The organism is Ancylobacter sp. FA202, assembly GCF_000380205.1.
GTDB lineage: Bacteria > Pseudomonadota > Alphaproteobacteria > Rhizobiales > Xanthobacteraceae > Ancylobacter.
Map to the genome: position 1 here is coordinate 4,916,112 of NZ_KB904818.1, position 26,251 is coordinate 4,942,362.

At 65.8% G+C, this 26,251-nt stretch carries 24 protein-coding genes; 12 read left to right on the forward strand and 12 right to left on the reverse strand.

Annotated elements, in window-relative coordinates; all coding sequences use genetic code 11:
* Window positions 1–131: 131 nt before the first annotated feature.
* The 5 genes from A3M1_RS0122880 to A3M1_RS0122900 all read left to right on the forward strand — a co-directional run bounded on the left by A3M1_RS0122880 (window position 132) and on the right by A3M1_RS0122900 (window position 4,960).
* The gene (locus A3M1_RS0122880) at window positions 132–1,271 is read left to right on the forward strand and encodes an ABC transporter ATP-binding protein (protein WP_018391320.1); all 1,140 of its coding nucleotides are present in this window, start codon (window positions 132–134) and stop codon (window positions 1,269–1,271) included.
* A complete protein-coding gene (locus A3M1_RS0122885) occupies window positions 1,252–2,415 on the forward strand; it encodes a PotD/PotF family extracellular solute-binding protein (protein ID WP_018391321.1) in 1,164 nt (387 codons plus the stop codon). The genes A3M1_RS0122880 and A3M1_RS0122885 overlap by 20 nt, the downstream gene beginning before the upstream one ends.
* Window positions 2,416–2,515: 100 nt before the next feature.
* Window positions 2,516–3,376 (forward strand): ABC transporter permease, encoded by an 861-nt coding sequence (locus A3M1_RS0122890; protein ID WP_018391322.1) that lies wholly within the window; start codon window positions 2,516–2,518, stop codon window positions 3,374–3,376.
* Window positions 3,376–4,191 (forward strand): ABC transporter permease, encoded by an 816-nt coding sequence (locus A3M1_RS0122895; protein ID WP_026221467.1) that lies wholly within the window; start codon window positions 3,376–3,378, stop codon window positions 4,189–4,191. The genes A3M1_RS0122890 and A3M1_RS0122895 overlap by 1 nt, the downstream gene beginning before the upstream one ends.
* Before the next feature lie 7 nt (window positions 4,192–4,198).
* The gene (locus tag A3M1_RS0122900; protein ID WP_018391324.1) at window positions 4,199–4,960 is read left to right on the forward strand and encodes an SDR family NAD(P)-dependent oxidoreductase; all 762 of its coding nucleotides are present in this window, start codon (window positions 4,199–4,201) and stop codon (window positions 4,958–4,960) included.
* A gap of 3 nt (window positions 4,961–4,963) precedes the next feature.
* On the opposite strand, the gene A3M1_RS0122905 is transcribed toward A3M1_RS0122900, so the two are convergent.
* Window positions 4,964–8,089, reverse strand: a complete 3,126-nt coding sequence (locus A3M1_RS0122905; RefSeq protein WP_018391325.1) for a multicopper oxidase family protein — start codon at window positions 8,087–8,089, stop codon at window positions 4,964–4,966.
* 237 nt (window positions 8,090–8,326) lie between these two features.
* Here A3M1_RS0122905 and A3M1_RS0122910 point away from each other — a divergent pair, with 237 nt between their 5' ends.
* Genes A3M1_RS0122910 through A3M1_RS0122920 form a run of 3 tightly spaced genes read left to right on the forward strand, consistent with a single transcriptional unit; the run spans window position 8,327 to window position 12,262 of the window.
* The gene (locus A3M1_RS0122910) at window positions 8,327–11,098 is read left to right on the forward strand and encodes a xanthine dehydrogenase family protein molybdopterin-binding subunit (RefSeq protein WP_018391326.1); all 2,772 of its coding nucleotides are present in this window, start codon (window positions 8,327–8,329) and stop codon (window positions 11,096–11,098) included.
* A complete protein-coding gene (locus A3M1_RS0122915; RefSeq protein ID WP_018391327.1) occupies window positions 11,095–11,610 on the forward strand; it encodes a (2Fe-2S)-binding protein in 516 nt (171 codons plus the stop codon). The genes A3M1_RS0122910 and A3M1_RS0122915 overlap by 4 nt, the downstream gene beginning before the upstream one ends.
* Before the next feature lie 13 nt (window positions 11,611–11,623).
* Window positions 11,624–12,262, forward strand: a complete 639-nt coding sequence (locus tag A3M1_RS0122920; protein ID WP_018391328.1) for a hypothetical protein — start codon at window positions 11,624–11,626, stop codon at window positions 12,260–12,262.
* A 6-nt stretch (window positions 12,263–12,268) separates the two neighbouring features.
* Here the strand turns inward: A3M1_RS0122920 and goxB are convergent, their stop codons facing one another.
* Window positions 12,269–13,357, reverse strand: coding sequence for a glycine oxidase maturase GoxB (gene goxB / locus A3M1_RS0122925; RefSeq protein WP_018391329.1), 1,089 nt, complete (start codon window positions 13,355–13,357; stop codon window positions 12,269–12,271).
* Window positions 13,358–13,363: 6 nt separating this feature from the next.
* Window positions 13,364–15,364, reverse strand: coding sequence for a CTQ-dependent glycine oxidase GoxA (gene goxA, locus A3M1_RS0122930; RefSeq protein WP_018391330.1), 2,001 nt, complete (start codon window positions 15,362–15,364; stop codon window positions 13,364–13,366).
* A 232-nt stretch (window positions 15,365–15,596) separates the two neighbouring features.
* Here goxA and A3M1_RS0122935 point away from each other — a divergent pair, with 232 nt between their 5' ends.
* Entirely contained in the window at window positions 15,597–16,076 is a 480-nt protein-coding gene (locus tag A3M1_RS0122935) for a hypothetical protein (protein ID WP_018391331.1), read from the forward strand.
* A 472-nt stretch (window positions 16,077–16,548) separates the two neighbouring features.
* Here A3M1_RS0122935 and mobQ read toward each other — a convergent pair whose 3' ends face one another.
* From mobQ to A3M1_RS0122950, 3 genes are all read right to left on the reverse strand, one after another.
* Window positions 16,549–17,769 (reverse strand): MobQ family relaxase, encoded by a 1,221-nt coding sequence (gene mobQ, locus A3M1_RS26105; protein WP_157626327.1) that lies wholly within the window; start codon window positions 17,767–17,769, stop codon window positions 16,549–16,551.
* Between the two features lie 370 nt (window positions 17,770–18,139).
* Window positions 18,140–18,400: a hypothetical protein gene (locus A3M1_RS0122945; protein WP_018963947.1), complete on the reverse strand. Its 261-nt coding sequence runs from the start codon at window positions 18,398–18,400 to the stop codon at window positions 18,140–18,142.
* Window positions 18,401–18,708: 308 nt separating this feature from the next.
* The gene (locus tag A3M1_RS0122950; RefSeq protein WP_245261830.1) at window positions 18,709–19,347 is read right to left on the reverse strand and encodes an SH3 domain-containing protein; all 639 of its coding nucleotides are present in this window, start codon (window positions 19,345–19,347) and stop codon (window positions 18,709–18,711) included.
* Window positions 19,348–19,623: 276 nt separating this feature from the next.
* Here A3M1_RS0122950 and A3M1_RS0122955 point away from each other — a divergent pair, with 276 nt between their 5' ends.
* Both A3M1_RS0122955 and A3M1_RS0122960 read left to right on the forward strand, forming a co-directional pair.
* The gene (locus tag A3M1_RS0122955) at window positions 19,624–19,887 is read left to right on the forward strand and encodes a type II toxin-antitoxin system ParD family antitoxin (protein ID WP_018391336.1); all 264 of its coding nucleotides are present in this window, start codon (window positions 19,624–19,626) and stop codon (window positions 19,885–19,887) included.
* A complete protein-coding gene (locus A3M1_RS0122960; RefSeq protein ID WP_018391337.1) occupies window positions 19,884–20,198 on the forward strand; it encodes a type II toxin-antitoxin system RelE/ParE family toxin in 315 nt (104 codons plus the stop codon). The genes A3M1_RS0122955 and A3M1_RS0122960 overlap by 4 nt, the downstream gene beginning before the upstream one ends.
* Window positions 20,199–20,266: 68 nt before the next feature.
* Here the strand turns inward: A3M1_RS0122960 and A3M1_RS0122965 are convergent, their stop codons facing one another.
* The 6 genes from A3M1_RS0122965 to A3M1_RS26110 form a co-directional block, all read right to left on the reverse strand.
* On the reverse strand, window positions 20,267–20,917 hold the full coding sequence (locus A3M1_RS0122965; RefSeq protein ID WP_081620318.1) for a DNA methyltransferase: 651 nt from the start codon (window positions 20,915–20,917) through the stop codon (window positions 20,267–20,269).
* The gene (locus tag A3M1_RS0122970) at window positions 20,914–21,117 is read right to left on the reverse strand and encodes a hypothetical protein (RefSeq protein WP_018391339.1); all 204 of its coding nucleotides are present in this window, start codon (window positions 21,115–21,117) and stop codon (window positions 20,914–20,916) included. Before A3M1_RS0122970 ends, A3M1_RS0122965 begins: the two co-directional genes overlap by 4 nt.
* A 275-nt stretch (window positions 21,118–21,392) precedes the next feature.
* Window positions 21,393–21,893, reverse strand: coding sequence for a hypothetical protein (locus A3M1_RS26575; protein WP_156029569.1), 501 nt, complete (start codon window positions 21,891–21,893; stop codon window positions 21,393–21,395).
* Window positions 21,890–22,462, reverse strand: a complete 573-nt coding sequence (locus A3M1_RS26580) for a hypothetical protein (protein ID WP_156029567.1) — start codon at window positions 22,460–22,462, stop codon at window positions 21,890–21,892. Before A3M1_RS26580 ends, A3M1_RS26575 begins: the two co-directional genes overlap by 4 nt.
* A 427-nt stretch (window positions 22,463–22,889) precedes the next feature.
* Window positions 22,890–23,351: a hypothetical protein gene (locus tag A3M1_RS0122975; RefSeq protein WP_018391340.1), complete on the reverse strand. Its 462-nt coding sequence runs from the start codon at window positions 23,349–23,351 to the stop codon at window positions 22,890–22,892.
* A gap of 1 nt (window position 23,352) precedes the next feature.
* A complete protein-coding gene (locus A3M1_RS26110) occupies window positions 23,353–24,327 on the reverse strand; it encodes a toll/interleukin-1 receptor domain-containing protein (protein ID WP_245261832.1) in 975 nt (324 codons plus the stop codon).
* A gap of 283 nt (window positions 24,328–24,610) precedes the next feature.
* Between A3M1_RS26110 and A3M1_RS0122985 the strand changes: the two genes are divergently transcribed.
* On the forward strand, window positions 24,611–26,104 hold the full coding sequence (locus A3M1_RS0122985; RefSeq protein ID WP_245261833.1) for a DUF2235 domain-containing protein: 1,494 nt from the start codon (window positions 24,611–24,613) through the stop codon (window positions 26,102–26,104).
* Window positions 26,105–26,251 lie beyond the last annotated feature (147 nt).

The following is a 26,251-nucleotide window of genomic DNA, read 5'->3' on the forward strand; positions in this document are numbered from 1 at the left end:
ACCCCTCGTGACGAATATATAGGCTCTTTCTACCACTGCAAAGGTATATACCCTCAAACGCGCCGGTATTAGCTTTTTATGTGACAATGACCCGGCCCTGATGGCGGCCGGAAAGCTGCGGAGAGCGCCCGGTGGCCCAGCAGACCCTCGACATCGAGTTTCGCGGCGTCAGCAAGCGCTATGGCGACGTCACCGCCGTCCACCCCACCGATTTCGCCGTGCCGAAAGGCGCCTTCATCGCCCTGCTCGGCCCCTCCGGCTGCGGCAAGACCACCTGTCTGCGCATGATCGGCGGCTTCGAGCAGCCGAGCAGCGGACAGGTGCTGATCGGCGGCACCGACATGGCGGATGTTCCGCCCTATCGGCGCCCGGTCAACATGGTGTTTCAGCACTATGCGCTGTTCCCGCATTTCGATGTCAGCGCCAATGTCGCCTATGGCCTGCGCCAGATCCGCCCGCGCCTGACCTCGTCCGAGATCGCCCGACGCACGGCGGACGCGCTGGCCATGGTGCAGCTCGCCGGCTTCGGCGCCCGCAAGGTGCATGAACTCTCCGGCGGCCAGCAGCAGCGCGTGGCCCTCGCCCGCGCGCTGGTGAACCGCCCCTCGGTGCTGCTGCTCGACGAGCCGCTTGCCGCGCTCGACAAGAAGCTGCGCACCGACATGCAGATCGAGCTGCAGAATTTGCAGCGCGAACTCGGCATCACCTTCGTGCTCGTCACCCATGACCAGGAAGAAGCGCTCTCGATGAGCGACGTGGTGTGCGTGATGAATGGCGGGCGCATCGTCCAGCTCGGCGCGCCTGATGAGATCTATGACCGCCCGGCCGACCGCTTCGTCGCCGCCTTTGTCGGCAAGACCAATTTTCTCGACGGCACCGTGCTGGAAAGCACCACCGGGGCCGCACGCCTGCGCCTCGCCAACGGCATGGAGGTCAGCGCCCGGGTGAGCGGCGCTGTCGCCAACGGCGCCAGCGTGGCGGTGAGCCTGCGGCCGGAGGCGCTGCGCCTCGGCGCGCCCACAGGCGGAACCGGCCTCTCCGGCATCATCCGCAACCGCATCTTTCTCGGCTCCACCGCCGAATACGCCATCGAGGTGCCGCTGCTCGGCACCCTGCTCGCCACCGCCGACCACAGCGCGGCGCAGAGCGATCTGTTGAGACCGGGCGACCCCGTCGCCATCAGCTTCAACCCCGGCGCGCCGCTGGCGTTTCCGGCGTCGGACAACAAGACCAGACAGAGGGAATCCAGCCATGTCCAAATCGTATCGTGACGGCCTGCCCCTTTCGGCGCGGGAATTCATCGACCAGCTGCTGCGCTTCCGCCGCGGCTCGATCAGCCGCCGCCACTTTCTCGGCGTGACCGGCCTCGGCGTCGCCACGGCGGTGCTGGCGAGCGAACTCGGCCTGCGGCCGACGCCGGCCTATGCGGCGGGCGAGCTCGGCGACCGCCTGTCCATCGCCACCTGGCCGAACTATCACGACCCGCAGACCTTCGTCGATTTCACCACCAATACCGGCGTCGCGGTCGAAGTGAACGTGTTCGGCTCCAATGAGGAAATGCTGGCCAAGCTGCAGGCCGGCGCCTCGGGCTGGTCGCTGTTCGTGCCAACCAACTACACGATCTCGACCTATCGCCAGCTCGACCTCATCGATGCGCTCGACGTCTCGAAGCTGCCCAATTACGACGCCGCCGCGCAGAACAAGCGCTTCACCGCCGAGGGCGAAGTGAACGGCGTGCTGTGCGCCGTGCCGAAGAACTGGGGCACCACCGGCTTCGCGGTGAACACGGCTAAGCTGACCAAGCCCATGACCAGCTGGAAGGACTTCTTCGACACCTCCATGACCACCGGCAGCGGCCGCTCCATGGTGCATGACTATCAGCTGACCACCATCGGCAACGCGCTGAAATACTACGGCTATTCCTTCAACTCGCTGAAGCCGGACGAGCTGGCCAAGGCCGAGGAGCTGCTGCTCAAGGTGAAGCCGCACCTCTTTGCCATCTCCAGCGACTACCAGCCCGCCATGCGCAGCGGCGACGCCTGGCTGACCATGTGCTGGACCAATGACGGCGCCCAGCTGCACCGCGACATTCCCGCGATCGACTATGTGCTCGGCAAGGAGGGCGGCGAGATCTGGACCGATTTCTACGCCATCCCGAAGGACGCGCCGAACAAGGCGGCGGCCTATGCGCTGCTGAACTACCTGATGGACCCCAAGGTGGCGGTGAAGGAGCACATCGCCAATGGCGCGCCTTCCACCGATGCGCGGGTCAACGCCCTGCTGCCGAAGGATCTGCTCGACAACCCGATCCTCTACCCCGCCGCCGATCTGCTCGCCCCGCTGGAATTCGGCGCGGCGGCGACGCTGACCGACCCGGCCCGTGCCGAGCTGATGGCCCGCTTCAAGTCGGCCTGATCCAATCGTCGCTTTCGGGAGCGCCCCGCGCGCTCCCGTCACCCCCTCTCTCGGGGGCGCGTCCACGCGCTCCCGAGCCCCCCTTTGAGATGGACCTCGAATGTCGAGCGCTGCCCGCAAGCGACTGGTCACGGCCCTGCTGCTCGCCCCGGCGGCGGTGTGGCTGTTCCTATTCCTGGTGCTGCCCTTCATCGCCATCGTGGTGTTCAGCCTGGGCGAGCGGGCGCCGGCCGGCGGCTACCAGCCGGCGCTGACCCTCGCCCAATATGCCAATCTGCCGGCACGCGCGGCGGCGTTCTGGAACACGCTGGTGCTGGCACCGGCCGGGGCGCTGGCCTGCCTGCTCATCGCCTATCCCGTCGCCTATTATCTCGCGCTGAAAGTGCTGCCGCAGCGCCGGCTGCTGCTGGTGGCGCTGATCATCATCCCGTTCTGGACCAGCCTGCTGATCCGCACCTATGCCTGGATGTACATTCTCGGCGGGCGCGGCATTCCCGCCTTTCTGGAGCTGGTCGGCCTGCCGGATCTGCGCCTGATCAACACCCCCGGCGCAGTGCTGCTCGGCATCGTCTATGGCTATCTGCCGCTGATGATCCTGCCGATCTATATCAGCCTTGAGCGACTGGACCGCCGGCTGCTGGAAGCCTCGGCCGACCTCGGCGCGACACCGTTCTCCACCTTTTTCAGCGTCACCCTGCGGCTGTCGCTGCCCGGCATGATGACCGGCTTCTCGCTGGTGCTGATCCTGCTGCTCGGCGAATACCTGATCCCGACCCTGCTCGGCGGCGGCAAGGTGTTCTTCATCGGCAATGCGCTGGTCGACCTTTTCCTGCAATCGCGCAACTGGCCGTTCGGCTCGGCCATCGCGGTGGCGCTGGTGGGCATCGCCGTCGTGCTGCTGCTCGCCGCCAACCGCATCACCGCCCGGCTTTCCGGCGCCCGACAGGTCGACCTCCTATGATGCGCGCCTTCGTCACCGCCGTTTACGGCTTCCTCTACCTGCCGATCGGGCTGGTGGTGCTGTTCTCGTTCAATGCCGGGCGGCATGCGAGCGACTTCACCGGCTTTTCCGTGCAGTGGTACGGCCGGGCGCTTTCCAACACCTTCCTGATGGAGGCGCTGACCAACAGCCTGATCGTGGCGACGACCAGCGCCGCGCTGGCCTCGCTGTGCGGCACGGCGGCCGCGCTCGGGCTCGGCCGCGCCGGCCCGCGCACCCGCGCCGTGTTCGACGCGCTGTTCGGCGCCGCCATCGTGGTGCCGGGCGTGGTGATCGGCATCGCGACGCTGGTGGCGCTGGTGCAGCTGTTCGGCATCGTCAACCCGGCGCTCGCGGCGCTGTGGCCGGGGGATGCGCCGCCGCGCCTGTCGCTGGGCTATGGCTCGATCATCGCCGCGCATGGGCTGTTCTCGACCGCGCTGGTGACCATGATCGTGCGCGCCCGGCTCGGGGCGCTGGGACGCGACATGGTGGAAGCCTCCAGCGACCTCTATGCCAGCCCCTTCACCACCTTCCGCTCGATCGTGCTGCCGCAGATCCTGCCGGCCATCCTTGCCGGCTTCCTGCTGGCCTTCACCTTCTCCTTCGACGATTTCATCGTCGCCTTCTTCGTCGCGGGCTCGCAGACCACGCTGCCCATGTATGTCTTCGCCTCGATACGGCGCGGCGTCACGCCTGAAATCAACGCCATCGGCGCGCTGGTGCTGGTGGCCTCCATCCTTCTCGTCATCACGGCGCAGCTGCTGCTCCGCCGGCGCCGCCCGGCCTCCGCATAGGTGCATCATGAGTCTCAAGGACAAGGTCGCCATCGTCACCGGCGCCGGCTCGGGGATCGGCCGCGCCGGGGCGCTCGCCATGGCGCGCGAGGGCGCCCTCGTCATCGTCGCCGACCGCGACGGGGAGGCGGGCGAGGCCACCGTGGCGGCGATCCAGGCCGCTGGCGGCCGGGGCGAGGCGGTGCGGACGGATGTCGATGTCGATGCCGATATCGAAGCGCTGGTCGGCGGCACGCTGGCCCGTCACGGCCGCCTCGATATCCTGCACAGCCATGCCGGCATCCAGGTCGGCGGACCGCTCACCGAGGTGGCGCCTGACGGAATGGACCGCTCCTGGCGGATCAATGTGCGGGCGTCCTATCTCGCCGCGCGCCGCGCCATGCCGGCGATGATCGCGCAGGGCGGCGGCGTGATCCTGATCACCGCCTCCAATTCCGGCGTGTTCTACGACCGCGAGATGATCGCCTACACCACCTCCAAGCACGCCGTCATCGCGATGACGCGGCAGATGGCGATCGACTATGCCCGGCACAATGTGCGGGTGAACGCGCTGTGCCCGGGCTGGGTCGACACCCCGTTCAACGAGCCCTTCATCGCCCAGATGGGCGGGCGGCACGCGATCGAGGCCTATGTGCGCGAGAAGATCCCGATGGGGCGCTGGGCGAGCGCGGAAGAGATCGCGGAAGCGATCCTGTTCCTCGTCTCCGACCGCTCCTCCTTCATGACCGGCCAGGCGCTGGTGGTCGATGGCGGCGAGAGCATCGCCTGAGCCTCAGTCGCCGCCGAGAACCACGGCGCCGGCGCTCGAAACCTTCGCCTCACCAAGCGGCGTGGCGGCCAGCGTCTTCGCCCCCTCCCCGGCCCGCTCCATCGCGAAGCGGCGCACGCTCGCCACGCCGCCGGCGGGCCCGGTGGCGACCAGCAGATCGGCACCCGAGGTGGTGCTTGATGTGGCGACGCTCACCCCGCGCGCGTCCGCCCCGAAGGGGGTGAAGCGCGCCATTTCGGTGAAGTCGGCCTTCGGGTGGGCGCTCGCGCTGTGCAGATACATGGCCGGCCCGCCATCGAGCGCCGAGCCGGCGGAGAACACCGCCACCTCAGCCCCGTCCTGCTGGCCGATGACGATGCGCTCGGCGCCGCCGAGCACGCCGGCCAGCCAGCCGGTGGCGAGCGACACGCCGCCGCGATAATCCGGCCCGAACGGGGAGAAGGACGTGGACAGCACCGGGCGCGGCGGACCCTTGGCACGGTGGGCGTGGCTGCCGATCTCGCCCTCCATCGCCTTCAGCAGCGGGAAGACGAACACCTTCACCAATGCGGGCGAGCCGGCACCGGGGGCGGCGATGAGGCTCTGCCGGCCGGTGGTGAAATCGACGAAGCCGGTGGCGAGGGTGACGCCGTTGCGCTCGCCATAGAACGGATTGAAGGTCGAGAACAGCGCCGGCGCCGTGCCCACCGCCGGCAGTTGCGAGCCGAACACCCGGATCTCGCTGGAGACGCCGGGGCCCGAGCCGACGATGATGTTGTCGCCAGTGGTCAGCCCGTCGATCTGCGCCGCCGCGACGCTCACCCCGCTGGTGGCGGCGGCGTCGAAGGCTGGAAAGCGCGCCAATTCGGTGGCGAAGCGGCCGCCGCCCTGCCGGACCGCGCCGGCGAACACCGCCACCTCAGGCGCATGGCCCGGGCCGGCGCCGACCACGAGATCATAGATGCCATCATCATCGACATCGCCGATGGCAACGCTCGGCGTGCCCTCATAGCCGGGGAACGGCGTCACGGTGGCCAGCAGCTTGTCGCCATCCATCACCCGCACGGTGGCGGCACGGCCCGGCGCGCCGGGCACGGCGACGGCATAGGAAGAGATGGCCGGGATGACGTTGACCAGCGCCATCAGGCCGTTGTCCTCATGGTTCAGCCGGTGGCAGTGCATGACGAACAGGCCGGCATAATCCTCGAAGCGGGTGCGGATGGTGAGCGCGCCCGGTTCGATCACCGATTCCTCCGGGCCGAGATTGGGCGCCGGCACATTGGCGTTGTCGACACCCTGCTGCACCACGCCCACCTTCAGGCCGATGGTGGGATCGGAGACCGAGATGATCTGGAAATCGTTGACGTGCACATGGATGGGGTGCTCGTCATTGTTCTCGTTGCGGAACACCCATTCCTCGACCGAATCCAGCCGGGGCTGCATCAGCGGCACATTCGGGAAGGCGCCGCTGTCGAAGGCGTAGATGAAGGCTTTCGGGTCGGCCTTGCTGGCGAGGTCGTTGAGGAAGCCGCCATTGATGAGGATGTTGCGGGTGACGTCAGGCGTCACCTTGGACAGGTCGTCGAAGGAGGTGAAGGCGCCGAGCGGCTGGCCCTCGACAAAGGGCGTGGCCTCGCCCTTTTCGCCTTCCACCACCGCGCTCATCAGCTTCTGCGTCGGGAACAGGAAGAAGCCGTCATAATAGCTGACCGCCGCCGGCGCCACGCTGAGCGTGCCGAGCACGGCAGGCGGGTTCTCCGTACCGTTGCTGGTGTAGAGAATGCCGGGCGCGTTCTCGGTGCGGGCGCCGCCACCACGCGCGGGCATGTCGAGCACCAGCTCGCCCTCCAGCGGCAGCGTCACCGCAATGGCGAAGCGCGAGGCCGGCGGGATGACGAGGCGGGTACCGTTTTCCTCGACCGGATAACGCACGGAGGGGCTCGGATTGCCGTCCTGGCCGACAATGGCGATCTTCGGGTGATGCCCGGTCGCGGTCTCGGTGAGGCGCACGCTCATATAGGCCATGTCGCTGATATTCGCGAGAACCCAGATCTCGGTCTGGCCCGGCTTGCCGCGCAGCACCGGCTGGAACTGGCCGTTCACCGTGAACTGGATGTCGCGCAGATGGTCGGGCAGCGCCGGGTCGGCCGGCACGTTGCCCTCGGGGCCCGAGGCTGCGGTGAAGCTCTGCAGATTGTTCGGGATGAACTGGGTGCGCCCGCGCATATTGTGGATCGACAGCGGGCCGGAATACCAGACAGTGGCAAAGCGCGTGCCCTTTGCCGAGCCGGCAAAGTTCACCGGTGCAAGAATGGGCCGATAGGTGCCGGCGGCCAGTTCGCCCTCAGCGGGCGATTTCAGCGTGCTGATGAACTGCGGCCAGCTGGCATTGTTGAAGCTCGGCTCCGGCCCGGTGCGGTCGAACACGAAATTATACTGCAGCGCCATGTTGCGCACGGGAATCGACTTCTGCGTCACGACAGGCAAATTGCCGTCCGTCCGCCCGATCGCCAGCATACCGGCGAGGCCGAGATAGACATGGGCCGAGGTGAGCGTGTGCAGATGCGGGTGATACCAGTAAATGCCGTGCGGCATGTTTCGCGGCACGTCATAGACATAGGTGTTCACCGTGCCCGGCGGCATGTGCAGCAGCACATTGTCGGAATTCGACTTCGGGCTGACATGCAGGCCATGCGTGTGCAGGTTCACCGGCGAGACGGTGAGCTGCAGGGGATAGACCGGCACCTCCCCGCCGACGCCGGTGTAGCGCGGATCGTAGAAGTCGCGGATGTCGAGGCCAGCCAGGCCGTTCTCGTAGTGGATGATGAGCTTCTCGCCGGGGAACACCTGCAGCGTCGGCGCCGGATAATTGTCGCGGTTGGCGTTCACGCCGTTGGAGGCCTTGCCGCGCACCAGCGCGTAGCCATAGAGCAGCGTGTTCTTGACCGGCACGGGCGAGGTGTCGAGCGAGGCTTCGCCCTGATGGGCGGTGAGCGTGACTTCCAGCACGCCATCGACGCTGGAGAGCACCACCGGCTCGCGGAATTCAGGCGACTGGTAGGGCTGGGCGAGAGCCGGGCCAGCACTGAGCGGCGGCAGGATGAAGGCAAAAAGGGCCGCCGACGCGACCCATCCAACGATACGCTTCACGTGACCACCCCACCCTGCTCTTCCGCGCCGGCACAGTAGCACGCGCCCCTTTCGCGCCGGGGAGCGAGCGACACTATTTTTTCGAGCCTTTACAGAGAGGTATGGAGATGGGGCGGGAGGCTTAGTAGCGGCTCGCCTGCCTTTCCAAGGGTCATTTGCCGGCGAGTTTTCTGGCTGTTCGTTCGGAAATGTTCTAAGGTTGTTCCCAGTGCACGCGGCGGGGGCCAGCGACAATTCATGCAGCCGACACGCCGTGAGCTCTTCAGCTGGGTGGCCGCGAGCGGCATCACCCTCGGCCTCAGCCGGCTTTCGCCGGCCGCCGCTCTGCCCTTCGAGGCGACACAGACCCTGCCCGGCCGCGCCAATGCGGGGCTGATCGGCCGCGCCCGCATCGACGGTATCGCCAAGGTCACGGGCGCCAAGCTCTACGCCTCGGATTTCCGCGCCGCCGACATGGAGGGCTGGCCGGCCACGACAGCCCATGCGCTGCTGGTGCGGGCGCGCGATGCCAGCCATGTCTATGAGGGGCTGAACCTCGACGCGCTCCCGGCGCAGGCGCAGCCGACCAAGGTGGTGGGCGCCGCCGATATCGCGGCGAGCGCCCTGCGCACCCCGCCCTTCTATGCCGGCGACCTGTTCTGCCCCATCGGCCAGACACCGCTTTATCTCGGCCAGCCGGTGGCGCTGCTGCTTTTCGAGGGCTTCGACGCTTATGACCGGGCGCGGATCGCGTTTCGCGAGGACAAAGCGCTGGTGCGCTTCGGCGCCGAGACCGGCCCGCGCACCGGGCCGAACTATGCCGCGCTGCGCTTCACCCGCATCGCCGGCCCGACGCCGGAGGCGCCCGACATCTATTCGCCGCTGCAGGAAGGCTGGATCAGCCCGGGCTTCACCGAAGGCGGCGGCCGGCCGATCTGGAAGCCGCTGCCCACCGCGCAGGGCGGCGACTACGCCAAGGGCGCGACCTATGGCGAGGAGATCCGCGCGCTGCTGGCGGCGGACAATCCCGACCTGCTGGTGCTCGATCGCGCCTTCAACACCCAGTCAGTCGACCCGATGTTCCTGGAGCCGGAAGCCGGCCTTGGCTGGTATGAGGAAGCCGCCGGCGCGCTGCACCTCGTGCTCGGCGTGCAATCGCCCTTCGAGGCGGCGGAGGCGCTGGACTATATGCTGGCGCAGGCCCCCGCCACGCTGCGGCCGACGCGGCTGGACCTCGACTTCGCCTCGCTCGGCGGCGGCTTTGGCGGGCGTGACCACACGCCCTTCCCGCTCTATGCCGGCCTTGCCGCGCTGTTCCTGCCGGGCAAGCCGATCCGGCTGGCGCAGGATCGGTTCCAGCAGTTCCAGGGCGGGGTGAAGCGCCACGCCTTCCAGATGCGCTCGCAGATCGGCGTGGACCGCGCCACCGGCCGCATCGCCGCCTTTGCCGCCGACCATGTGCTCGATGGCGGCGGCCTCGCCAACTACTCCCCCAGCGTCGCCGTGGTCGGCGCCACTGCCGCCGCCGGCATTTACGACATCCCCAAAGTCGACGTGACCACGGTGGCCGAGCACACGCGCGGCGTGCCCGCCGGCTCGATGCGCGGCTATGGCACGCTGCAGACCATGACCGCGATCGAGACGCTGATCGACGAGGCGGCGACGACGCTGAAGATCGACCCGATCGACCTGCGCCGGCGCAATTTGCTGACCGCCGGCGGACGCACCATGACCGGCAACCCGTGGACGGTGTCGGTTCGCACGCCTGAGATCCTCGACAAGCTGGAAGCCCACCCGATCTGGCGCGACCGCGCGGCGAAGAAGGCGGCTGCCCCAGCCGGCGTGCGTGTCGGCACCGGGGTCGCCTGCTGCACCAAGGATTATGGCACTGGGGCGGACTGCTCGCTCGGGCGGGTCGAGATCGGCCCGGATGGCCGCGTGACCCTGCAGGCCGATGCGGTGGAGATGGGCAATGGCATCGGCACGGCCACCGCGCGGCGCGTGGCGGCCATTCTCGGCCAGAGTGCCGACGCGGTGACGGTCGCCCGCATCGACATGTATGACGCACTTGGCCTCGTCACCTCGGGCGATCCCTATGCGATGACGCAGGCCGAGCAGGACGCGGCGGCGAAGAACCCACGCTGGGTGCCGGCGATCAGCTCGGCCACCAGCGCCTCGATCGGCGCCCATGTCAGCACCCAGGCGCCGGCGCAAGCGGCGCGGATCATCTTCCGCTTCGGCCTCTGGCCCGCCGCGCTCGACCTCTGGGGCATCAAGGCCGGCGATCCCCGCGAATTCCTGTGGGAAGAAGCGTTCTGGCAGGACGGGTTCCTCATCATGTCCGGCCTACCGCCGCTGGCGCAGACCGCCATCGCCGCCCGCTCGCATGCGATGAAGGGCATTACCGGGGCGATGGCGCACGCCTTCTCGCGCTGGGCGTGGGCGCAGGCGGCGTTCCCCCTTGGCGGGCTGGACTGGGCGGCCGATATCGACGCGCTGGCGGTGCGCCAGGGCGATGGGCCGTTCGAGGTGATCGACCGCAGCTTCGTGTTCTTCCCGCCCACGGACTATAACCGCATCGGCACCGCCTTCACCTCCTCCTGCGGCACGGCGGTGCGGGTGGAAATCAGCGTGCCCGGCGGTGAGATCCGCATCGCGCAGGCCTATAGCGTGTTCGAGTGCGGTGAGATTCTGGTGCCGGAGCTGGTGGAAGGCCAGGCGCAGGGCGGCTTCGCCATGGGGGTCGGCTACGCGCTGCTGGAGACCCTGCCGCCCTTCGAGGACGGCCCCGGCAACGGCCAGTGGAATCTCGGCGATTATGTGGTCGCCCGCGCCTCCGATTTGCCGCTGCGCCATCTTCAGATCGAGGTGCTGCCGCCGGTCTCGCCGAAGGAGCCGCCCAAGGGCATGGCGGAGGTGGTGATGATCCCGGTCGTGCCGGCGCTGCTCAACGCCATTTATGACGCCACCGGCCACCGCTTCCAGTCGCTGCCGGTGACGCCGGCCATGCTGCGCAAGGTGATCGCATGACCGCGCTTTCGCTCACCATCAACGGCACGCCGCACGGGCCGATCGAGGTTCGCGACGATCTGTCGATGAACGATTTCCTGCGCGAGGTGCTGGGCATGACCGGCACCAAATTCGGCTGTGGTGCCGCCCAGTGCCTGAGCTGCGTGGTCATTGTCGACGACCCCGCCGGCACCAGCACGACGCAGCCGACCTGCGTCGCGCCGGCGGTCAGCTTCAACGGCAAGAGCATCCGCACGGTGGAAGGCCACGCCAAGGCCGGCCAGCTCACCGCGCTGCAAAGGGCGTTCGTCGCCCATTACGCCTTCCAGTGCGGCTATTGCACCGCCGGCTTCCTCAACGAAGCGCAGGTGTTGCTGGAGCGGCTGGAGGCGGCGCCGATCGCCCGCGCGGGTCTGGAACAGGCGATCCTGGAGGCGCTGGACGGGCATCTGTGCCGGTGCTCGGGCTATGTGCGCTACCATGAGGCGGTTCGCGACGTCGTGCTCGCCGAGCCCTCCCGCTATCTGCTGTGACGGGCGACCGGCGATGATGTTCCTCCTGCGCCTGCCCAGCCTCATCGTCTCGACAGGCGCGGCCGGCCTCGCCGCCGGGCTGGTGATGGCGCTGATGGCCCCCGTCCCGGTGTCCGGCGCCGCCTCCGAGGGGCTGGCGCCACCGGCGAGCTTCGCCGGCATTGCGGACGAGGCCACGCGCTCGGCAGCGCTGTTCACTGAGCTCGGCCGGGTGCTGACCAGCCCGCGCTGCGTCAATTGCCACCCTGTCGGCGACCGGCCGCTGCAGGGCGACAGCCAGCGTCTGCACCAGCCGCCGGTCTATCGCGGCGCGGATGGCAAGGGGCTGGCGGCGCTGCGCTGTTCCAGCTGCCACCAAGCGACGAACTACGACCCCGCGCGGATGCCGGGGCATGACCCGTGGTTCCTCGCCCCGCGCGAAATGGCGTTCGAGGGCCGCACGGTCGCCCAGCTCTGTGCCCAGATCAAGAACCCGGCGACCAATGGCGGCCGCTCGCTGGCCGACCTCGTCCATCATATCGGCGATGACAGCCTGGTCGGCTGGGGCTGGGCGCCGGGCCCCGGGCGCACCCCGGCGCCGGGCACGCAGAAGGAGGCCAAGGCGCTTGCCCAGGCCTGGGTCGACACCGGCGCCGCCTGCCCGGCGGACTGACGCCCTTCAACCCGCCGCGCCGCGCCGCCGCGTCCAGAACGGCGCCGCCCGCCAGCGCCGCTCGGCGCCATAGACCCGCGCGCGCTGGAGGAGGAAATCCGTCACCGCCCGCGCCATCTCGTCGGCATAGGCGGCGAGCGCCTGCGGCTGCCCATTGCCAGCGGCGATCAGCGCCAGCGCGGCGCGGCGCCCGGTCCACAGCGCCGTCGCCATGCCGTGCGAGGAGAGCGGATCGAAGGCGCAGGCGGCATCCCCGGCGGCGGCCCATCCCGGCCCGGCGGCCGGCGCCAGCCACGTCGTCGCGGCGGAGGCGAGCCGGGGCGGCGCAACAAGGTCGAAGCTGGCGCTCTCCAGCCAGCGGCGGAGGAAGCGCGTCTCGCTGGCCAGCGCCCGCCAGCGCTCCAGATTCCGCGACAGGCCACGCGGCAACAGGTCTGGATCGGAGAAGAAGGCGACGCTCAGCCGCTCGTCCGGCAGCAGGCAGCCATACCACCAGCCGCCCTCCACCGCCTCGATCAGGCTGGCGCGGGAGGGCTCGACCTCGGGGTCGCTACGGGCGATGAACTGCCAGGCGGCCACCAACCGGTCGGCGCGGAAAGGCCGGGAATGGGCACGGGCCAGCGCGGCGGCGCGGCCAGTGGCGTCGATGACGCCGTCCGCCTCCAGCTGCCCGCCCGTGTCGAGCGTCACCCGCCAGCCCGCCCCCTCGCGCGCCATCGCCACCGCCCGCGCGGGATGGACGGCGACGCCCAGCGCCCGAACGCGCCGGAACAGCGTCGCCTCGAAGGCCGCGCGCTGGAGAATATGGCCACCCCCCTCCGGCTGGGCGGCGGCGTGGCGCTGGGCCAGTACCGGCAGGCCCCAGGCGGCATGGGTGACGAGATGAGGGCGGTGCGGGCCCTCGCCGAGAAGATCCTCCATGCCGAGCGCGGCGAGCCCCGCCTCGCCCGCCGGCGACAGCGTGTCGCCGACACGCTCGCCCGGCGCCGGCGGCGGCCCCAGCAGCCGTACCTCCACGCCCGCCTGCGCCGCCGTGATCGCCGCCGCCATGCCGGCGAGGCCGGTGCCGGCGATGACCAGCCCTGCCCGCGCCATGGCGGGTCAGCGATTATCGGTGGGGGCGAGCAGGCCCGGGAACGGCGCGCCGTTCAGCGTGAGGTCCATCGAGCCACGGTCGACCTCGACGAAGAGCGTTTCGGGAATGCCCTGCGGCCGCCCCTCATCGGTCGGTCCGGGCCGGCTGACCACCACGCCCATGCGCTCCCACAGATAGATCATGCGGTTGAGCCCGTCGGTGTAGCTGGCATTGGCGTGGTAGCCGATGCCGGCGGCGCCGCGCGCCCACGCCACCCGGGCACCGAACATCTTGATCCGTTCCTCGAGCGGCAGGTCCTTGTTGATGACGCCGTGATAATTGATCTCCGGCAGCACATCGATCGGCAGCAGCGCCGGCCACCAGGTGGCGTTGACGAAATCATGCGAGAACAGCACCTGCTGGCAGCTGAAGGCGTCGCACTGCCAGGGCAGGCCCATCCAGCGGGTGAGGTCGCCCGGCATTTGCGGCGCCACGGCGGCGGGAGTGTCGCCGTAGCCGGCAAAGGCTTTTTCCGGCGTCAGCAGCAGGCCGAGATTCTGGATCAGGCGGGGGTCGCGCGTGTCCGACCGGGCGATGCGGAAGGGCCCGCGGAACAGCTCCTTGTGCCGCAGCACCCAGGTCAGCTCCACGCCGGGATGGAAGGCACCGCCTGAGCAGGGGGCGAGCGCGGCGCGGGTCAGCGCCTCGGGCTGCTGCGCCAGCGGAATCTGCTCGAAGCCGATCACCGGCTCGGGCGCATCGGGGTCGAGATCGGCAATGAAATCGCCCTCCGCCCAAGCCTTGAGCAGGGCGTATTGGCGCACGGGAATGCGGAACCAGCGCAGCGGCGAGCCGGCATAGTTCACCCCGTCGCCGAGCATGAAGGGCAGCTTGAACTGCTGTTTCGGCTCGACGGTCAGGTCCTTGTTCGGGTCGCGGAAGGCGGCGAATACCGAGGCGCGCAGCGCGGCCTGTTCCGGCGAGGGGTCGGCGAGGCGGCTGATGTAGGCGGGGTCGCTGAAATCGCCGACCTCGACATATTGCCGGGCCATGGCCCCGGCGGCGGCGACCCATTGCATCAGCGCCAGCGCGCGGAAGAACGGGTAGATGTCGCGCCGGAAGGAATAGGGTGCCGCCGTCTCCGGCAGCCAGCCGGCATCGAACGCAACATCACGCATCACGTCATAGAGCGAGACGAAGGGCGGAATTTCCGGCGCGAAATCCGGCCCGCAGCTGGCGACCCAGGCGTTTTCCGCTTCCAGACTGTGGCCATCGGCGAAGGTGACGCGCGCCTCCACCGGGCCGTCGCACCAATCGTCGCACCAGCCGTCATTGTCGGAGAAATTGGTGATCGGGTTGTTGGGAATGGCCGATTTCGCCACCCCATCGCCGGGGAACACCACCAGCCGACCCTGCGTATCGGTGCCGAGCGAGGCGAGCCGCACCCGTTCGCGGCCCCAGAACGCGCCCACCATCGCGTAAGCGGGGTCGTCGCCGGCGAGGTTCAGGCCGCGGCCGGCAATGGCATGCGGGCCGGGGTCGATGACCAGCATCTTCGCCCGCTGCCCCCAATCGGTGATCGCCTGGTTGCGCTGCCCACCCGGCAGGCCCGGTGCCAGCTCGCCATTGTCGAGCGGGTTGTTGAAGCCGTACCAGGCGCCCTTGGTGTTGGCCACATGCACCGACCATTCGATGGTCGCCTCTTGCGCCGTCACTTCCCGCAGCACCTCGCCTGCGGCGTTGAAGGCGTAGACGCGAAAGCGCTGCGCCTGCTTCTTCAGCTTGTCGCGCCCGTCCTTGTAGCGGCCATCGGCCAGTGCCGGCAGGCCGGGAACCTCGGGCGCATAGAAGAATTCCGCGCTGCTGCCGACACGGCAGATGCCGAGCGGGGGATAGATCGCCAGCCGCGCCACCTTCTGGTCGGCGGGCGCCGGGGCGGCGGGGGCCTGCGCGAATGCAGCGCGGGCGATGAGCGGAACGCCGAGCCCGATGGCACCGGCCCCGGCCAGAAAGTCGCGACGGCGCATAGGCACTCCCCCACTCGGCGAGGCCCGCCCCGGCGCCCCGCTACATTTGCCGCTAACCTGCCCTAGAGTTCTGCAGCGGTTCAACAATAAAGACGCCCCGCGCCCGAACCGGGCGCCCGATGCGAAGATGCGGCCAAAAATCGCCTTTGCGGCCACGCCACGCGGTTGGTAGCCCGATGGGTGGAGCTATCGTGCTCCCGGACGGGCACCTGCGCCCCTAAGGACGCGCCGCATGAACATTCTCTCTCCCCTGGCGGGCCTTCTCACCGCCCTGCTGCTTACCGCCACCGCCGCACAGGCCGGCGAGACCTTCAGCGTCATCCAGGACAAGCCGGAACTGGTGCATATCGACCTCGGCAAGGCGGGAGCCTCGCATGGCGACATGCTGGCCTTCGAGGCCGGCTTCACCACGCCGGACGGCAAGAAGGGGACGATGAGCGGCCTCATCACCACGGTGGATGTGCCCGATGGTGACAAGGATAAGTTCTTCGACCGCCTCGCCGACATCGTGCTGGATTTCGGCGGCACCGATACGCTGGTTATCGCGGGCCGCTCGGTCTACGCCGTGGGCGCCGGCGAGATGGTGGTCGACGCACCGCAGGTGCGCGCCATCGTCGGCGGCACCGGCCGGTTCATCGGCAAGCGCGGGCAGATGACCACGACGCGCCGGGATGCCGGCCATTACGAGCACAAGATCGAACTGGTCGACTAAGGCTCGGCAGCCGCGCCAAGAGTGGCCATCCCGCGCCGGACGGCCATCGGGGGGAGCAGCCATCGGGACCGGGACGACGAGTGCGTCCCGGCCGTGCGTGCGGGAGCAAGACGATGGTGCGGGCGGCCGGGCTCGAACCGGCACTCTCAGAGAGAAACGGATTTTAAGTCCTCGTTAACTATTCATAACTCATTGAATTAAAATGGTAATTTCCGAAATTTAATGCGTTATGTGTCAAATAATGTGTCGGGCGAAACGTACCTATACCCGACCTAAGGACCGGTCCTTGCCACATAAATCAGCAAGTTTTCCACGGACGAGGATCGAATCGGCTTCCAGGGGATAAGATGCAGGAGGCAGCTGTTCAGGTGCAAACTGTCCCGTCCCCACTAGGGGCTCCCCAGCACGATACAGCTACCGCTGGGCGGCGGCCATGTCCTTGCCGGCGCCGCAGCCGGCGAGCGCAGATCGGTCAGCGGTCGAGTTCGCGACCTCGATCGCGCATGATCGCATCGCCAATCTCTCGCACCCAATCGCTGAAGGTACGGGTCCGTATCAGCGAGCCTTCGCTCTGCTGGCGTGCAGCGCGTAGGACGTTGCCAAGCTCGGTCAGGAGACGCCGCAGAAGATCGGCCCGCTTCGCCGCATGGAGCTGCAGCACCCTCTCATGAGCCGTGAGCGGTCGTCCGCGACGTCCTGCGATGACCCCGTCGACAAGGTGGGGGTGCTTCATCGTTTTGCCATCCAGGCCGTATTTGGCCCTCAGATCCCAATAAGCCAGCTTCCGCTCCAGACGGGCCCTGCGAAACTGCAGTTGCTCCAGTGTCGAACGGGCGCGCTGACCATTCTGGCGCACGATGCCTTTCGTCCAACTCAGGCGGCTTCCTCGATCGTAGAGAGGATACTTGCGGACTCTCCGTACGGCAGCTTCGCCCGGCTGCCGATAGCGCCGCGGACCCACCTCGCGTTCACGGCTTACCAGTATCTGTCCATGCAAGCCGGCCTGGCGTGCCAGCGGTCCGATGTGAACCTCGGGAAGCCGATCGAGCAGCAGCGCCTCGTCACGATCGCCACGCTCTATCGCAGCCGCACGCTGGACAGCCAGCGTGCGGTGGTCAACGACCGCGTCAAAGCCATAGCGGTGAAGAGCCCGGTTTTGATGGTCGGCCCAGGCGGCGCGCCAAAGCCTGAGCAAACTGTCCGAGTTCCATTCACGCGTTTTCACCGACCGGAGACCGCCTGCTGTCGCCTGACGCAAGCTGAGAAGGATGTGCGCATGATGGTTCAGGTGGTTGTCGCCCTTCTCGACGACTGGCTCGTGGATGGCGAAGTCCGCCACCATCCCACGGGACACGAAGTGCTCTGCGATAAACCCGCGAACCAGTTCGAGCCGCTGCTGGTGGGTCAACTCGTGCGGTAGTGCCATATTGATCTCGCGGGCGAGCTGCGCATCGACTCTCTTCTCGCCGTGTTCGACGGCGTTCCAGAGCGATTCACGATCCGTTAGCCAGTGGGCACTACCCTCGGGCGCCATAATCTCGCGGTGCGCCACGCCTCGGCGCTTACTGTAATCCTCCACCTGGTTGCGCCGCGAATCGTGTAGACGTTCACCAGCGCGGTAGGCGGCCATGGCCACCACCGAACGTCCCTGGGACCGTTTCACGACCTGCACTGCGAAATGGTAGGACGCCATGGGCGCCTCCATATGAAAAGACGTCGCCTCATGGCGACACCATACGGCGGATAGCCACCTCCCGGTGGCGGCCGTGCACCTATGTTGCGAAGCAATGTATAAGTGCGCCATTACCACCGAACCCCAAAACTAACTCTCAGACTTGCACTCCGGCAACAGGGCAACCACACGCGCCAGGCGCCGACAGACGCCCCTATCCGACATGTGATGTCGGAGAATATCTCTCCCGGGAGAGAGCCGCCGCAGCGGCGACCCCAGGGCGCGTCGCCCCTGCCGAGCTGCCCTCAAAATGATTATGCGAACCTCTCACAGCCGCGCACCGCGCGGCATACCAAAGGGCCCCGCAGGGCCCTGAGACAGCTGTCTGACATCAGACCGTCAGGAGGAGCTCGACCGGCTTGCGCCAGGGAAGCAGGCTCTTCTCGTGGACCGTCACATCGACCAGGCGGCGATGGACGAGCGTCAGGTCGGGGTCGATGACGGCGGGATCGGACTTCTCCCAGCCCTCTCTGGCCCAGTCCTCGAGGTCGTAGTCGTTCTCCGAGTGGATCTCGATTGCGTAGACGCGGACCTCGCTGAGGAGGATGCGGTAGGGCTTTGTCGGTCGGTTGCTCATCGTGGGCACTTTCATGGGTTGATCGGCGCCGGCTCCTTGGGTGACCGGCGCTGACCTTCCCGCGCGGCCCCGTGAGCCCCAAGGGGGCGTGCCGCCGTCAAGAGGCTTCTCGGGAGCGCAGCGAAGGAGCGGAAGCTCTCTTGACGGCGGACACGGGTCGCGCATCTCCCACGCGCCGGTCACACGAGGACGGCGTCTGATCCCATGAGACCGCGACACAGCCCCGTCGTGCAAGAACTTGCCGTTTCCTCGAGGGCCCGGGTCTTCGCGCGGGCTTTGATCGGACATCCGACCGCTCAGGTGCAGGAGGGAAAGCCCTTGCCCTACTCGTAGCACTCCGGGTCTCTGCCCCCGGGACGGCTGTAGGCACTGGTAGCACCGCAGCGGGCACCATTGCGCTTATAGTCGTAGGGGCAGTCACAGATGCCCGTATAAGCTTCGCGGATTGGCTTGCGCCCCATGGTGCGCGGCGCGACCAGGGAGGCGGAAGGGGCCGCGGGCTTGGGTGCAGGCTCCCGCGGCGGTGCGGCCGCAGGCGGCGGCGCCGCGGTGAGATAGTCGGCATGCACCCAGCCCTGCTTGCCGCCGAAGGCGGCTTTCCACCAGCGACCCTCGGACCCGGAGACCGCGACCGAGGCGCCAGCCTCGAGGCGCAGAAGCACCGGAGCGTCGACAGCCGGAGCGGAGCGGAGGTTGACGCGCGCGGTGGTGTACATCACCGCGGTCGAGGCCGGTGTGGGATCAGGAACCGCCGGAAGCGACGGCACCGCGGCAAGCGGTGCCGCGCCGCGCGGCAGCGCCGGCGGCGGGGAGAACACCACAGGTGTGGGCTGAGCGGCGGCAAGCGGCGCAGCCGGCTTGGCGGCGGGCGGCGCAGGAGTCGTGCCACGCGACGAAAAGTACGCCAGGCCGAGGATACCTAGGATAACCCAGCCAAGCGCTCCGGCTTTGCTCCCGGCCATGGACCGCTCCGGTCAGCAAGACGGAGGCAGACCGGCGCGGCGCGACGGCTGCACCGACAAAAAGCCCCCGCGGCGACAGCCGCGTAAGCGGGAAGGATCCTGGATCATGACAGCCCCCTGCGCGAAGCGCATGGTTGCGCTTTTGCAACGCAGAGTCGAGCGGGACAGCAGGCAGCCTTACAACTCCCAGCCCGCCCCCACCTGCGCAGCAGGTGTCAGAACGGTCTTGATAATAGTTATTGACCGGAGCTATAATAACAGCAGGAGGATGTGGAAATGGCTATGGGAGTCGATCTCGGCAAACAGCTCGAGAACTATGTGAACCGCCTTGTCGCTGACGGACGGTATCACTCTAAAAGTGAGGTGCTGCGCGAGGGCGTGCGCCTGATCCAGGAGCGCGAGAGCCGTCTCGCTGCGCTGGACGCAGCGATTGCCCGCGGCCTTGCGGATGCAGAAGCCGGACGGACGATCCCGGCCGAAGAGGTATTTGCCCGGCTGGAAGCCAAGTATGAGGCCCAGGCGAAAGCCCGCCAGAAATGAGACTGGTCTTTTTGCCCGAGGCCGAAGGCGGCCTCGAGCGGATTGCGGACTATATCGCCCAGGATAACCCCGTTCGGGCACTCTCCTTCGTGCGCGAACTGCGGGACCGGGCCCTACAGATTGCCAAGACACCGCACGCCTATCCGCTGGTGCCCCGCTTTGAGAGCCTGGGCATTCGCCGCTGCGTCCATGGCAACTATCTGATCTTCTTTCGCGTCCAGAACGACGAAGTGCAGGTCCTGCACATCCTGAACGGTGCCATGGACGTCGAAGCGCTGCTGTTCAGCAGCGAACTTCCCACTAGCCTATGAACGCGCCTACGCCTCTCGCGAAAGGCGGACCTCAAGCCTAAGCATCTGAAAACACCAGAAAGCGCCCCTCACGGCGCTTGCAGGCGCGCGAGCGCCGTGCGGTGGTGACGGTGGTCAAGCTCGATGCCGAAGAACCGCCGACCGCTGGCGCGGGCGGCGAGCAAGGTCGAGCCGGAACCGCAGAACGGATCGAGCACTACACCTCCGGAGGGGCAGAACGCCTCCACCAGCGGCCGCAGGACATCAACCGGCTTCTCGGTCGGGTGATGTCGGTTGCCGGTGTAGACCCAGTCCCGCACGTCACTGGGCGGCACGGCCGGCACGGAAGGATGCCCCTTGGCAAGCAGGTAGGCCTGCTCATGCTGCGCGCCCAGGAAGCGCCGCGATGAGGCGTACCCCTTGCAGAACACAAGATGGCCCACGGGTTGGAACCCGGCGGCTCGCCAGGCATCCATGAACACGTCGACCTTGTTCCAGCCGTAGAAGCTCAGGCATAGGCTGCCGGGCTTCAGCAGGCGGTACATCTCGGCAAAGGCAGGCTTTACCCATCGGCCATTGTCGTCATTGCGCACGGTCTGCCCGGAGCGCGAGCGGTAACGGCAGATATAGGGAGGGTCAGTGAGGATGAAATCGACGCTCTCGGCGGGCATGCGGCGCATCAGGCGGACGCAGTCCCCGTGCCGCACGGAACTGTGCGACACGGTCGGCAGTGGGCTCATCGGCCCACCCCGGTCTCTTTGGGCTTGCGCTTGCGGATGACGAGGCGGCCATCGATAGGCACGCAGGTCAGCTGGATGTTGAAGCCTTCGCCGTTGGAATGCGGCCAGGCGGCACCGATGCGCGTCCAGAAGGCGGTTTCTCCTTCGCCCTCGACGACATAGACGTCGTGGCTGGGACCGGTGGATGCTGTTTTCTTCATGAGAGGTCCTCCCTTTGGTTATCCGGTCACGCCCTTCGTGGCCGGTCGGGAGATCAAAAGCGGTGGAGACCTGAGACCCACGGGCGTCCGAGGTCATCAGCAACACGGGAGCGGAACGCGAAGGAGCGGGCCGCTGCTTGACCGCGGCAGGACCTACCGCATCTCCCGTCCGCTGCCGGCCACGGGCGGAACGGACCAAGGGAGACGATCATGACGCAACCCGCTCCAGCCCATTTTGGCTTAAGTTGTCGAGGGAAGAGTGCTACGTGAGGCTACTATTCTACTTGGCATTTGCAATTCCAGGTATCACCTAAATCGATCATTATACCCGATTTCTTGTTGGGCCGGATGACAATGGATGTACCCGATATCTCACTTACGACGAAGCATCCTGAGTAGCGTGATAAATACTGGAAAAGCATGTCCTTTGCAGTTTTTCCAGTCAGGTGTGAGAACTCGCAAACGTAGGTCGATTGAAGGCTGAGTGGCTCAAACTTTACGTCGTACTTGGCTTCGGCCGAATCCGGCACGCGGCGCAATTCGCCGAGAAGCACCTTGAACGGCTCTGCAATTCCCCCATCATTGGTGTAGATCCATGTCTCGCGTTGTGGCGCGTCCGAGTAGGCAATAGCGAAACTGATCAGCGACGCTACTGCTGCGCCAACCACCGCGGAGCGAACGTCCTTCAGCAAGCCACGGATAAGCCAGGTGAAAAAGGCTCCAAGGCGTTGTCCGATGCATTGAGCTGATTTCTGGACCCAATCCCACACACTCATGCAGACATCCGGTAAGGTATCAAAGTTGTTATCGCTATTTGTTGCTTATTGATGGTGATCGCAAATGATCGCGCACCAGGAACGAAACCGCATTCAATAAAATCATTGTATTTTGCATAGACCCCTCCCTTAAACAATTGCTCTACAATGCAATTTCCCATTACCATCCTATCATCACTAGATATACTTTTGATGGCAGCTACCTCTCGATCATTTCTGGAGTTTATAGCTAGTGCGGATATGTAATTCCGAACAAATAAATTAACGTTGTCACGCAAGCGGTCTGCATCCGACCGGTCGGCGGTGATCAGCATTCCGAGATCGAATGCTGCTCTTTGGAGCGGGGTTCCGTTCATATTCGGAGGCAGACTTACATAGAACGTGCACACGCGATCGTTCATGTTCTTGGCGATCGAGACCAACAGATAAGGATCATAATCAAGGGTCGCGCGGCTTGTTACAGCGTCGCAATCTCGCGAGTCGGCCATCGCCGTGTTCGTAGCGGTTAAGAAGGGCAGCGAGCCCGTAAGCACCAAAGAAACGATTCGGACGATAGCAAGTGGAAACATCAATCTTCCCCCATGGATGCAACAGATAGTTGCGCTGCCAAAGGGGTATGTCCAGCATGTTTCATGTCTGACATCAGCGGGAAGTTGAAGGCACAACCGTTTCAACGGTGTGCCCCGCAAGCAGATCTGGCAGAGGACCTACGCCGCCCTGACCGGAGATCACCGTACGCCGCGCCAGTTGGCGGCGGACAGCACCCATGGAACGCCGCTCAGCGACCGGCGCCGAAAAAGGGTGAGCAATGTCAGGCGGCAGCTCAATCCCGCGGCGGTCGCACGACTAAGATCCATGCCCTGAGCGACGCCCCAGGCCAGCCACTGGTCCTAGCCCTCACGCAGAGACAGGCGACCGACCTACGTGTGCGGCGGGCCCTGGTTGCGCGAAGCGGCGCTCTCGCTATCGCATCCTGTCTCGGCGGAATCCATTTGATCAGGCAACAGCAGGGGGTGACCAAAGAACTCGCTTCGCCAGGCCTTCCCCAAGAACGATCTGCCATCCCAGAAATACGGCGGCCTCCGACAGGGGCACGTCGGCCAACCCCTCGATCAGCGGCACCGTACGCAAGCTGAATCCTCGAATGCCTGTAGAAACTATAGCAAGAGTGGTGCCCTCGCGGATGAGGCCACCCGCTGTCCTGTCTCGGTGTGAGACGACCTTCTTGGGGTCAACTTCTATCTTCACCGCCGTCACGATAAGGCCGCAGCATGCATGCGCTTCATTTCGGCCGATAAGCGAATAGGCTCCCTCCCCAGCGAGGCACACATAGGCTGGCTGGTCCACGGTACCCCCAACAAGCACAGTGTTGTCGTAAACACTCCTCGGCAGCACCAAACTCAATGGCTTGGCATCCGTGAGCGAGCCAATCGTGAACTCATCAAGCGCCAGCATCATGTCACCCGTTGCCTTGGAGCGGCTTGATGAGAATGCCCCAGTAAAGCTCGGCCGCCCCTTCCTGGGTAAGCTTGCTTTCCCTTTGGCCACTGTAGATGCTCATGCCCATGCTTTTGAGAAAGAGCGCATGCTCATCGGCATCGACCCGGAGGTGCTCATTGAACGAGCTGTCGCTATTCATATGGCCGGACGCATAACCAATTCCGTTCGATCCGAACGAGCCGCCCACGAACACGGTCGCCTTGGCGACGTCCTTGCCGTGCTTGTAGATTGTGGCGAAGAATCGGTTGGCATCGATACGGCGGTAAGCGCCCTCGAAGCCGGGATTGCGGCTTGTGAGCTCCGCCAGAGAGTTCTCGAAGAACCGGGCGATATAGCCAAAGGTATCCTCTAGAAACGCATCCTTTTCCCGCTGCGTGAACGTCTTCGCCAGCCGCAAGTTGCTCGAACGGACTGCCGCCACCGGCGTATCCCTCACTGCCGACGGCGGTTTTAGCACGGGAGACCTGGCCGCCGGCGCAGGCGAAGGTGACGAGATCCGACTGACCGCTTGGCGGATATCCTGCACCACCTGAAGGAACGCCTGATCGCGATCAGGCCACTGGGTCACAGGCTTTCCGTCGCGGGGGGTAGCCCGCAAATGGCCGAAAGGAGCATTCTGCCAGTCGCAGGCTCGGAGAATAATGGGAATGACAATCGCCTCTCCCGCCGCTTCTCGCTCAAGCGCGCGAGACATTTCGATATCGTAGCAATATTCCGAACTGATAAAATCCGCACTCACAAGCAGAAGTATCACCGCGTCCAGGTTGATGTGCCTATCGATCTCACCGTGCAGGCGCCCACCAGCGTCAATTTTACGATCGTGCCATGTCGTTATGACTCCTTGCCGCTTTAATATGGAAAGTTGTTTCTCCAATTGATCCCGGAGTGCTTCATCGGCATGCGAATATGAGAAAAATACACTGGGCACGGCCATCCCCATATTATAACGGTACGTGGTAGCTGGATCGATCGGCCACTGCGCCTTGGCTAGTCCAGCAACAGGTGAGCACCCTACCTTCTACCCTCTGCTTCGCTTCTGCATCAACGGGAACGCCGAATCTTGTGTACAAAACAAGAACCTTAAGGCACCACTGGATGAAATCAACTACGTATACAATCGACTAGTTGCCGGGGCGAGGTCGGGCGCGAGAAGCCTCCTCCCTTTGGCCTGACAGTATTGCAGAGAGCCTGACTTCATTTGATAATGGATGGGGGATATGTCATCTCAAAACGAAGGAATCTCGGCAATTGAATTGCCGGTCGGTCGCAACATCGTAGTGTTTTCGGACGGCACCGGCCAAGCTGGCGGCATCCTCGTCGATGAGTTCCGGAGCAACGTCTACAAGCTGTATCGTGCAACACGCTGCGGGCCAGATACGAGCATCGACCCCGACCATCAGATAGCCTTTTATGATCCCGGCCTCGGCTCGCCGCTAGCGGGCGAGAACATCAAGTTCGGCCCACTCCGACGCATCTACAACGTTCTGAGCAGCGCGACCGGCCTCGGCATCAGCCACAACATCACTGACTGCTACGCGGCGCTCATTCAACTCTGGCGCCCCGGAGACCGGATATTCCTGTTCGGCTTCAGCCGCGGCGCTTATACGGTGCGCTGCCTCGGTGGCGTCCTCGGCCTATGCGGCATTCCCAGCAAGATGCCTGATGGCAAGCCCCTGCGGCGTGACAGCGCCACCACGCGGCAGATTGCAAAGGAGGCGGTCTCCCGCGTCTATAGCCACGGCAGTGGGGTCGATGACCATGGCCAGGACGCCGCCAGCGGGCGACGGCACCGTCTGGGAGAGCAGCGCAAGGCCCTCGGTCAGCAATTTCGCGAGAAGTACGGATCCGATGAAGACGGCCAATCCAATGCCGTACCCTACTTCATTGGCGTATGGGACACGGTGGCAGCCGTGGGCATCAGCCCCCCGGCTGCGAAAATAGCAGCGGCAGTGCTGGCGGGCGTTGCCATTCTTTTGGCAGGCCTCCTCGCCTGGTGGATGGCGCCGATGTGGACGGCCACCTTCTGGCAATGGCTGGTCGGAGGCTTGGCCGGGATTCTGCTGTTCGGAATGGGGGCCTATTATGGTCTGCGGACCAAATTCGTGACCGAATTGCCGGGCTTTCCCTGGTACAAGACGCTGCATCTGACCAGTTTCAAGATGACGTTCTTCGATCGTAGCCTGAATCCAAGGGTGCGCTATGCGCGCCACGCGCTGGCGATCGACGAGGCGCGGGAAGATTTCGCGCGGGTGCCCTGGGTCAACGAGGGAGAGTTCCTCGGTGGAGAGGTCAACGGCGACGCCTGGTTCAAGCAGATCTGGTTCGCAGGTAATCACTCCGATATCGGCGGCAGCTACCCGGAAAACGAGTCCCGCCTTTCGGATATCGCCCTCCATTGGATGGCAGAGGAGGCCCAGAAGGCAGGCCTGCTCATCGACCCCCATTATCTCCGACCGTCTGGCCGCTACACGGGGCATCAGCATGACGAATGCCGTGTTGGCATCCGCATATGGGGCAAGTCGTTCAAATGGCGAGAGAAAGTGCGGACCATCAAGAGTGATGCACCTCTGCACGCTTCGGTTCTTTCCCGACTGCGCGCGGGAGGTGTGCTGATCTATGACGAAGAGAAGCCCTATCGCCCAATAAATCTGCAGGAACATCAGGAATGCCGCGATACTTTTGCGGCCGCGCCCTCAAAAACCGAGACCTGAGGATTGCCGCTACCGCCCTCGGTTGAGTATTCGTAGCCGCGCACAACGGCATATCCGCTTGTTACGGCTGGGTTGACTCGATCAAGCCCCCCCTGGAAGCTAGCCGGAGATCATAATGTTCGACTGCCTGAGGCGATAGGCGCGATG

Coding starts and splice junctions, on each gene's coding strand:
- A3M1_RS0122885 (WP_018391321.1), top strand. CDS start 1,252: ATGTCCAAATCGTATCGTGACGGCCTGCCCCTTTCGGCGCGGGAATTC.
- A3M1_RS0122890 (WP_018391322.1), top strand. CDS start 2,516: ATGTCGAGCGCTGCCCGCAAGCGACTGGTCACGGCCCTGCTGCTCGCC.
- A3M1_RS0122895 (WP_026221467.1), top strand. CDS start 3,376: ATGCGCGCCTTCGTCACCGCCGTTTACGGCTTCCTCTACCTGCCGATC.
- A3M1_RS0122900 (WP_018391324.1), top strand. CDS start 4,199: ATGAGTCTCAAGGACAAGGTCGCCATCGTCACCGGCGCCGGCTCGGGG.
- A3M1_RS0122910 (WP_018391326.1), top strand. CDS start 8,327: ATGCAGCCGACACGCCGTGAGCTCTTCAGCTGGGTGGCCGCGAGCGGC.
- A3M1_RS0122915 (WP_018391327.1), top strand. CDS start 11,095: ATGACCGCGCTTTCGCTCACCATCAACGGCACGCCGCACGGGCCGATC.
- A3M1_RS0122920 (WP_018391328.1), top strand. CDS start 11,624: ATGATGTTCCTCCTGCGCCTGCCCAGCCTCATCGTCTCGACAGGCGCG.
- goxB (WP_018391329.1), bottom strand. CDS start 13,357: ATGGCGCGGGCAGGGCTGGTCATCGCCGGCACCGGCCTCGCCGGCATG.
- goxA (WP_018391330.1), bottom strand. CDS start 15,364: ATGCGCCGTCGCGACTTTCTGGCCGGGGCCGGTGCCATCGGGCTCGGC.
- A3M1_RS0122935 (WP_018391331.1), top strand. CDS start 15,597: ATGAACATTCTCTCTCCCCTGGCGGGCCTTCTCACCGCCCTGCTGCTT.
- mobQ (WP_157626327.1), bottom strand. CDS start 17,769: ATGGCGTCCTACCATTTCGCAGTGCAGGTCGTGAAACGGTCCCAGGGA.
- A3M1_RS0122945 (WP_018963947.1), bottom strand. CDS start 18,400: ATGAAAGTGCCCACGATGAGCAACCGACCGACAAAGCCCTACCGCATC.
- A3M1_RS0122950 (WP_245261830.1), bottom strand. CDS start 19,347: ATGGCCGGGAGCAAAGCCGGAGCGCTTGGCTGGGTTATCCTAGGTATC.
- A3M1_RS0122955 (WP_018391336.1), top strand. CDS start 19,624: ATGGCTATGGGAGTCGATCTCGGCAAACAGCTCGAGAACTATGTGAAC.
- A3M1_RS0122960 (WP_018391337.1), top strand. CDS start 19,884: ATGAGACTGGTCTTTTTGCCCGAGGCCGAAGGCGGCCTCGAGCGGATT.
- A3M1_RS0122965 (WP_081620318.1), bottom strand. CDS start 20,917: ATGAGCCCACTGCCGACCGTGTCGCACAGTTCCGTGCGGCACGGGGAC.
- A3M1_RS0122970 (WP_018391339.1), bottom strand. CDS start 21,117: ATGAAGAAAACAGCATCCACCGGTCCCAGCCACGACGTCTATGTCGTC.
- A3M1_RS26575 (WP_156029569.1), bottom strand. CDS start 21,893: ATGAGTGTGTGGGATTGGGTCCAGAAATCAGCTCAATGCATCGGACAA.
- A3M1_RS26580 (WP_156029567.1), bottom strand. CDS start 22,462: ATGTTTCCACTTGCTATCGTCCGAATCGTTTCTTTGGTGCTTACGGGC.
- A3M1_RS0122975 (WP_018391340.1), bottom strand. CDS start 23,351: ATGATGCTGGCGCTTGATGAGTTCACGATTGGCTCGCTCACGGATGCC.
- A3M1_RS26110 (WP_245261832.1), bottom strand. CDS start 24,327: ATGGCCGTGCCCAGTGTATTTTTCTCATATTCGCATGCCGATGAAGCA.
- A3M1_RS0122985 (WP_245261833.1), top strand. CDS start 24,611: ATGTCATCTCAAAACGAAGGAATCTCGGCAATTGAATTGCCGGTCGGT.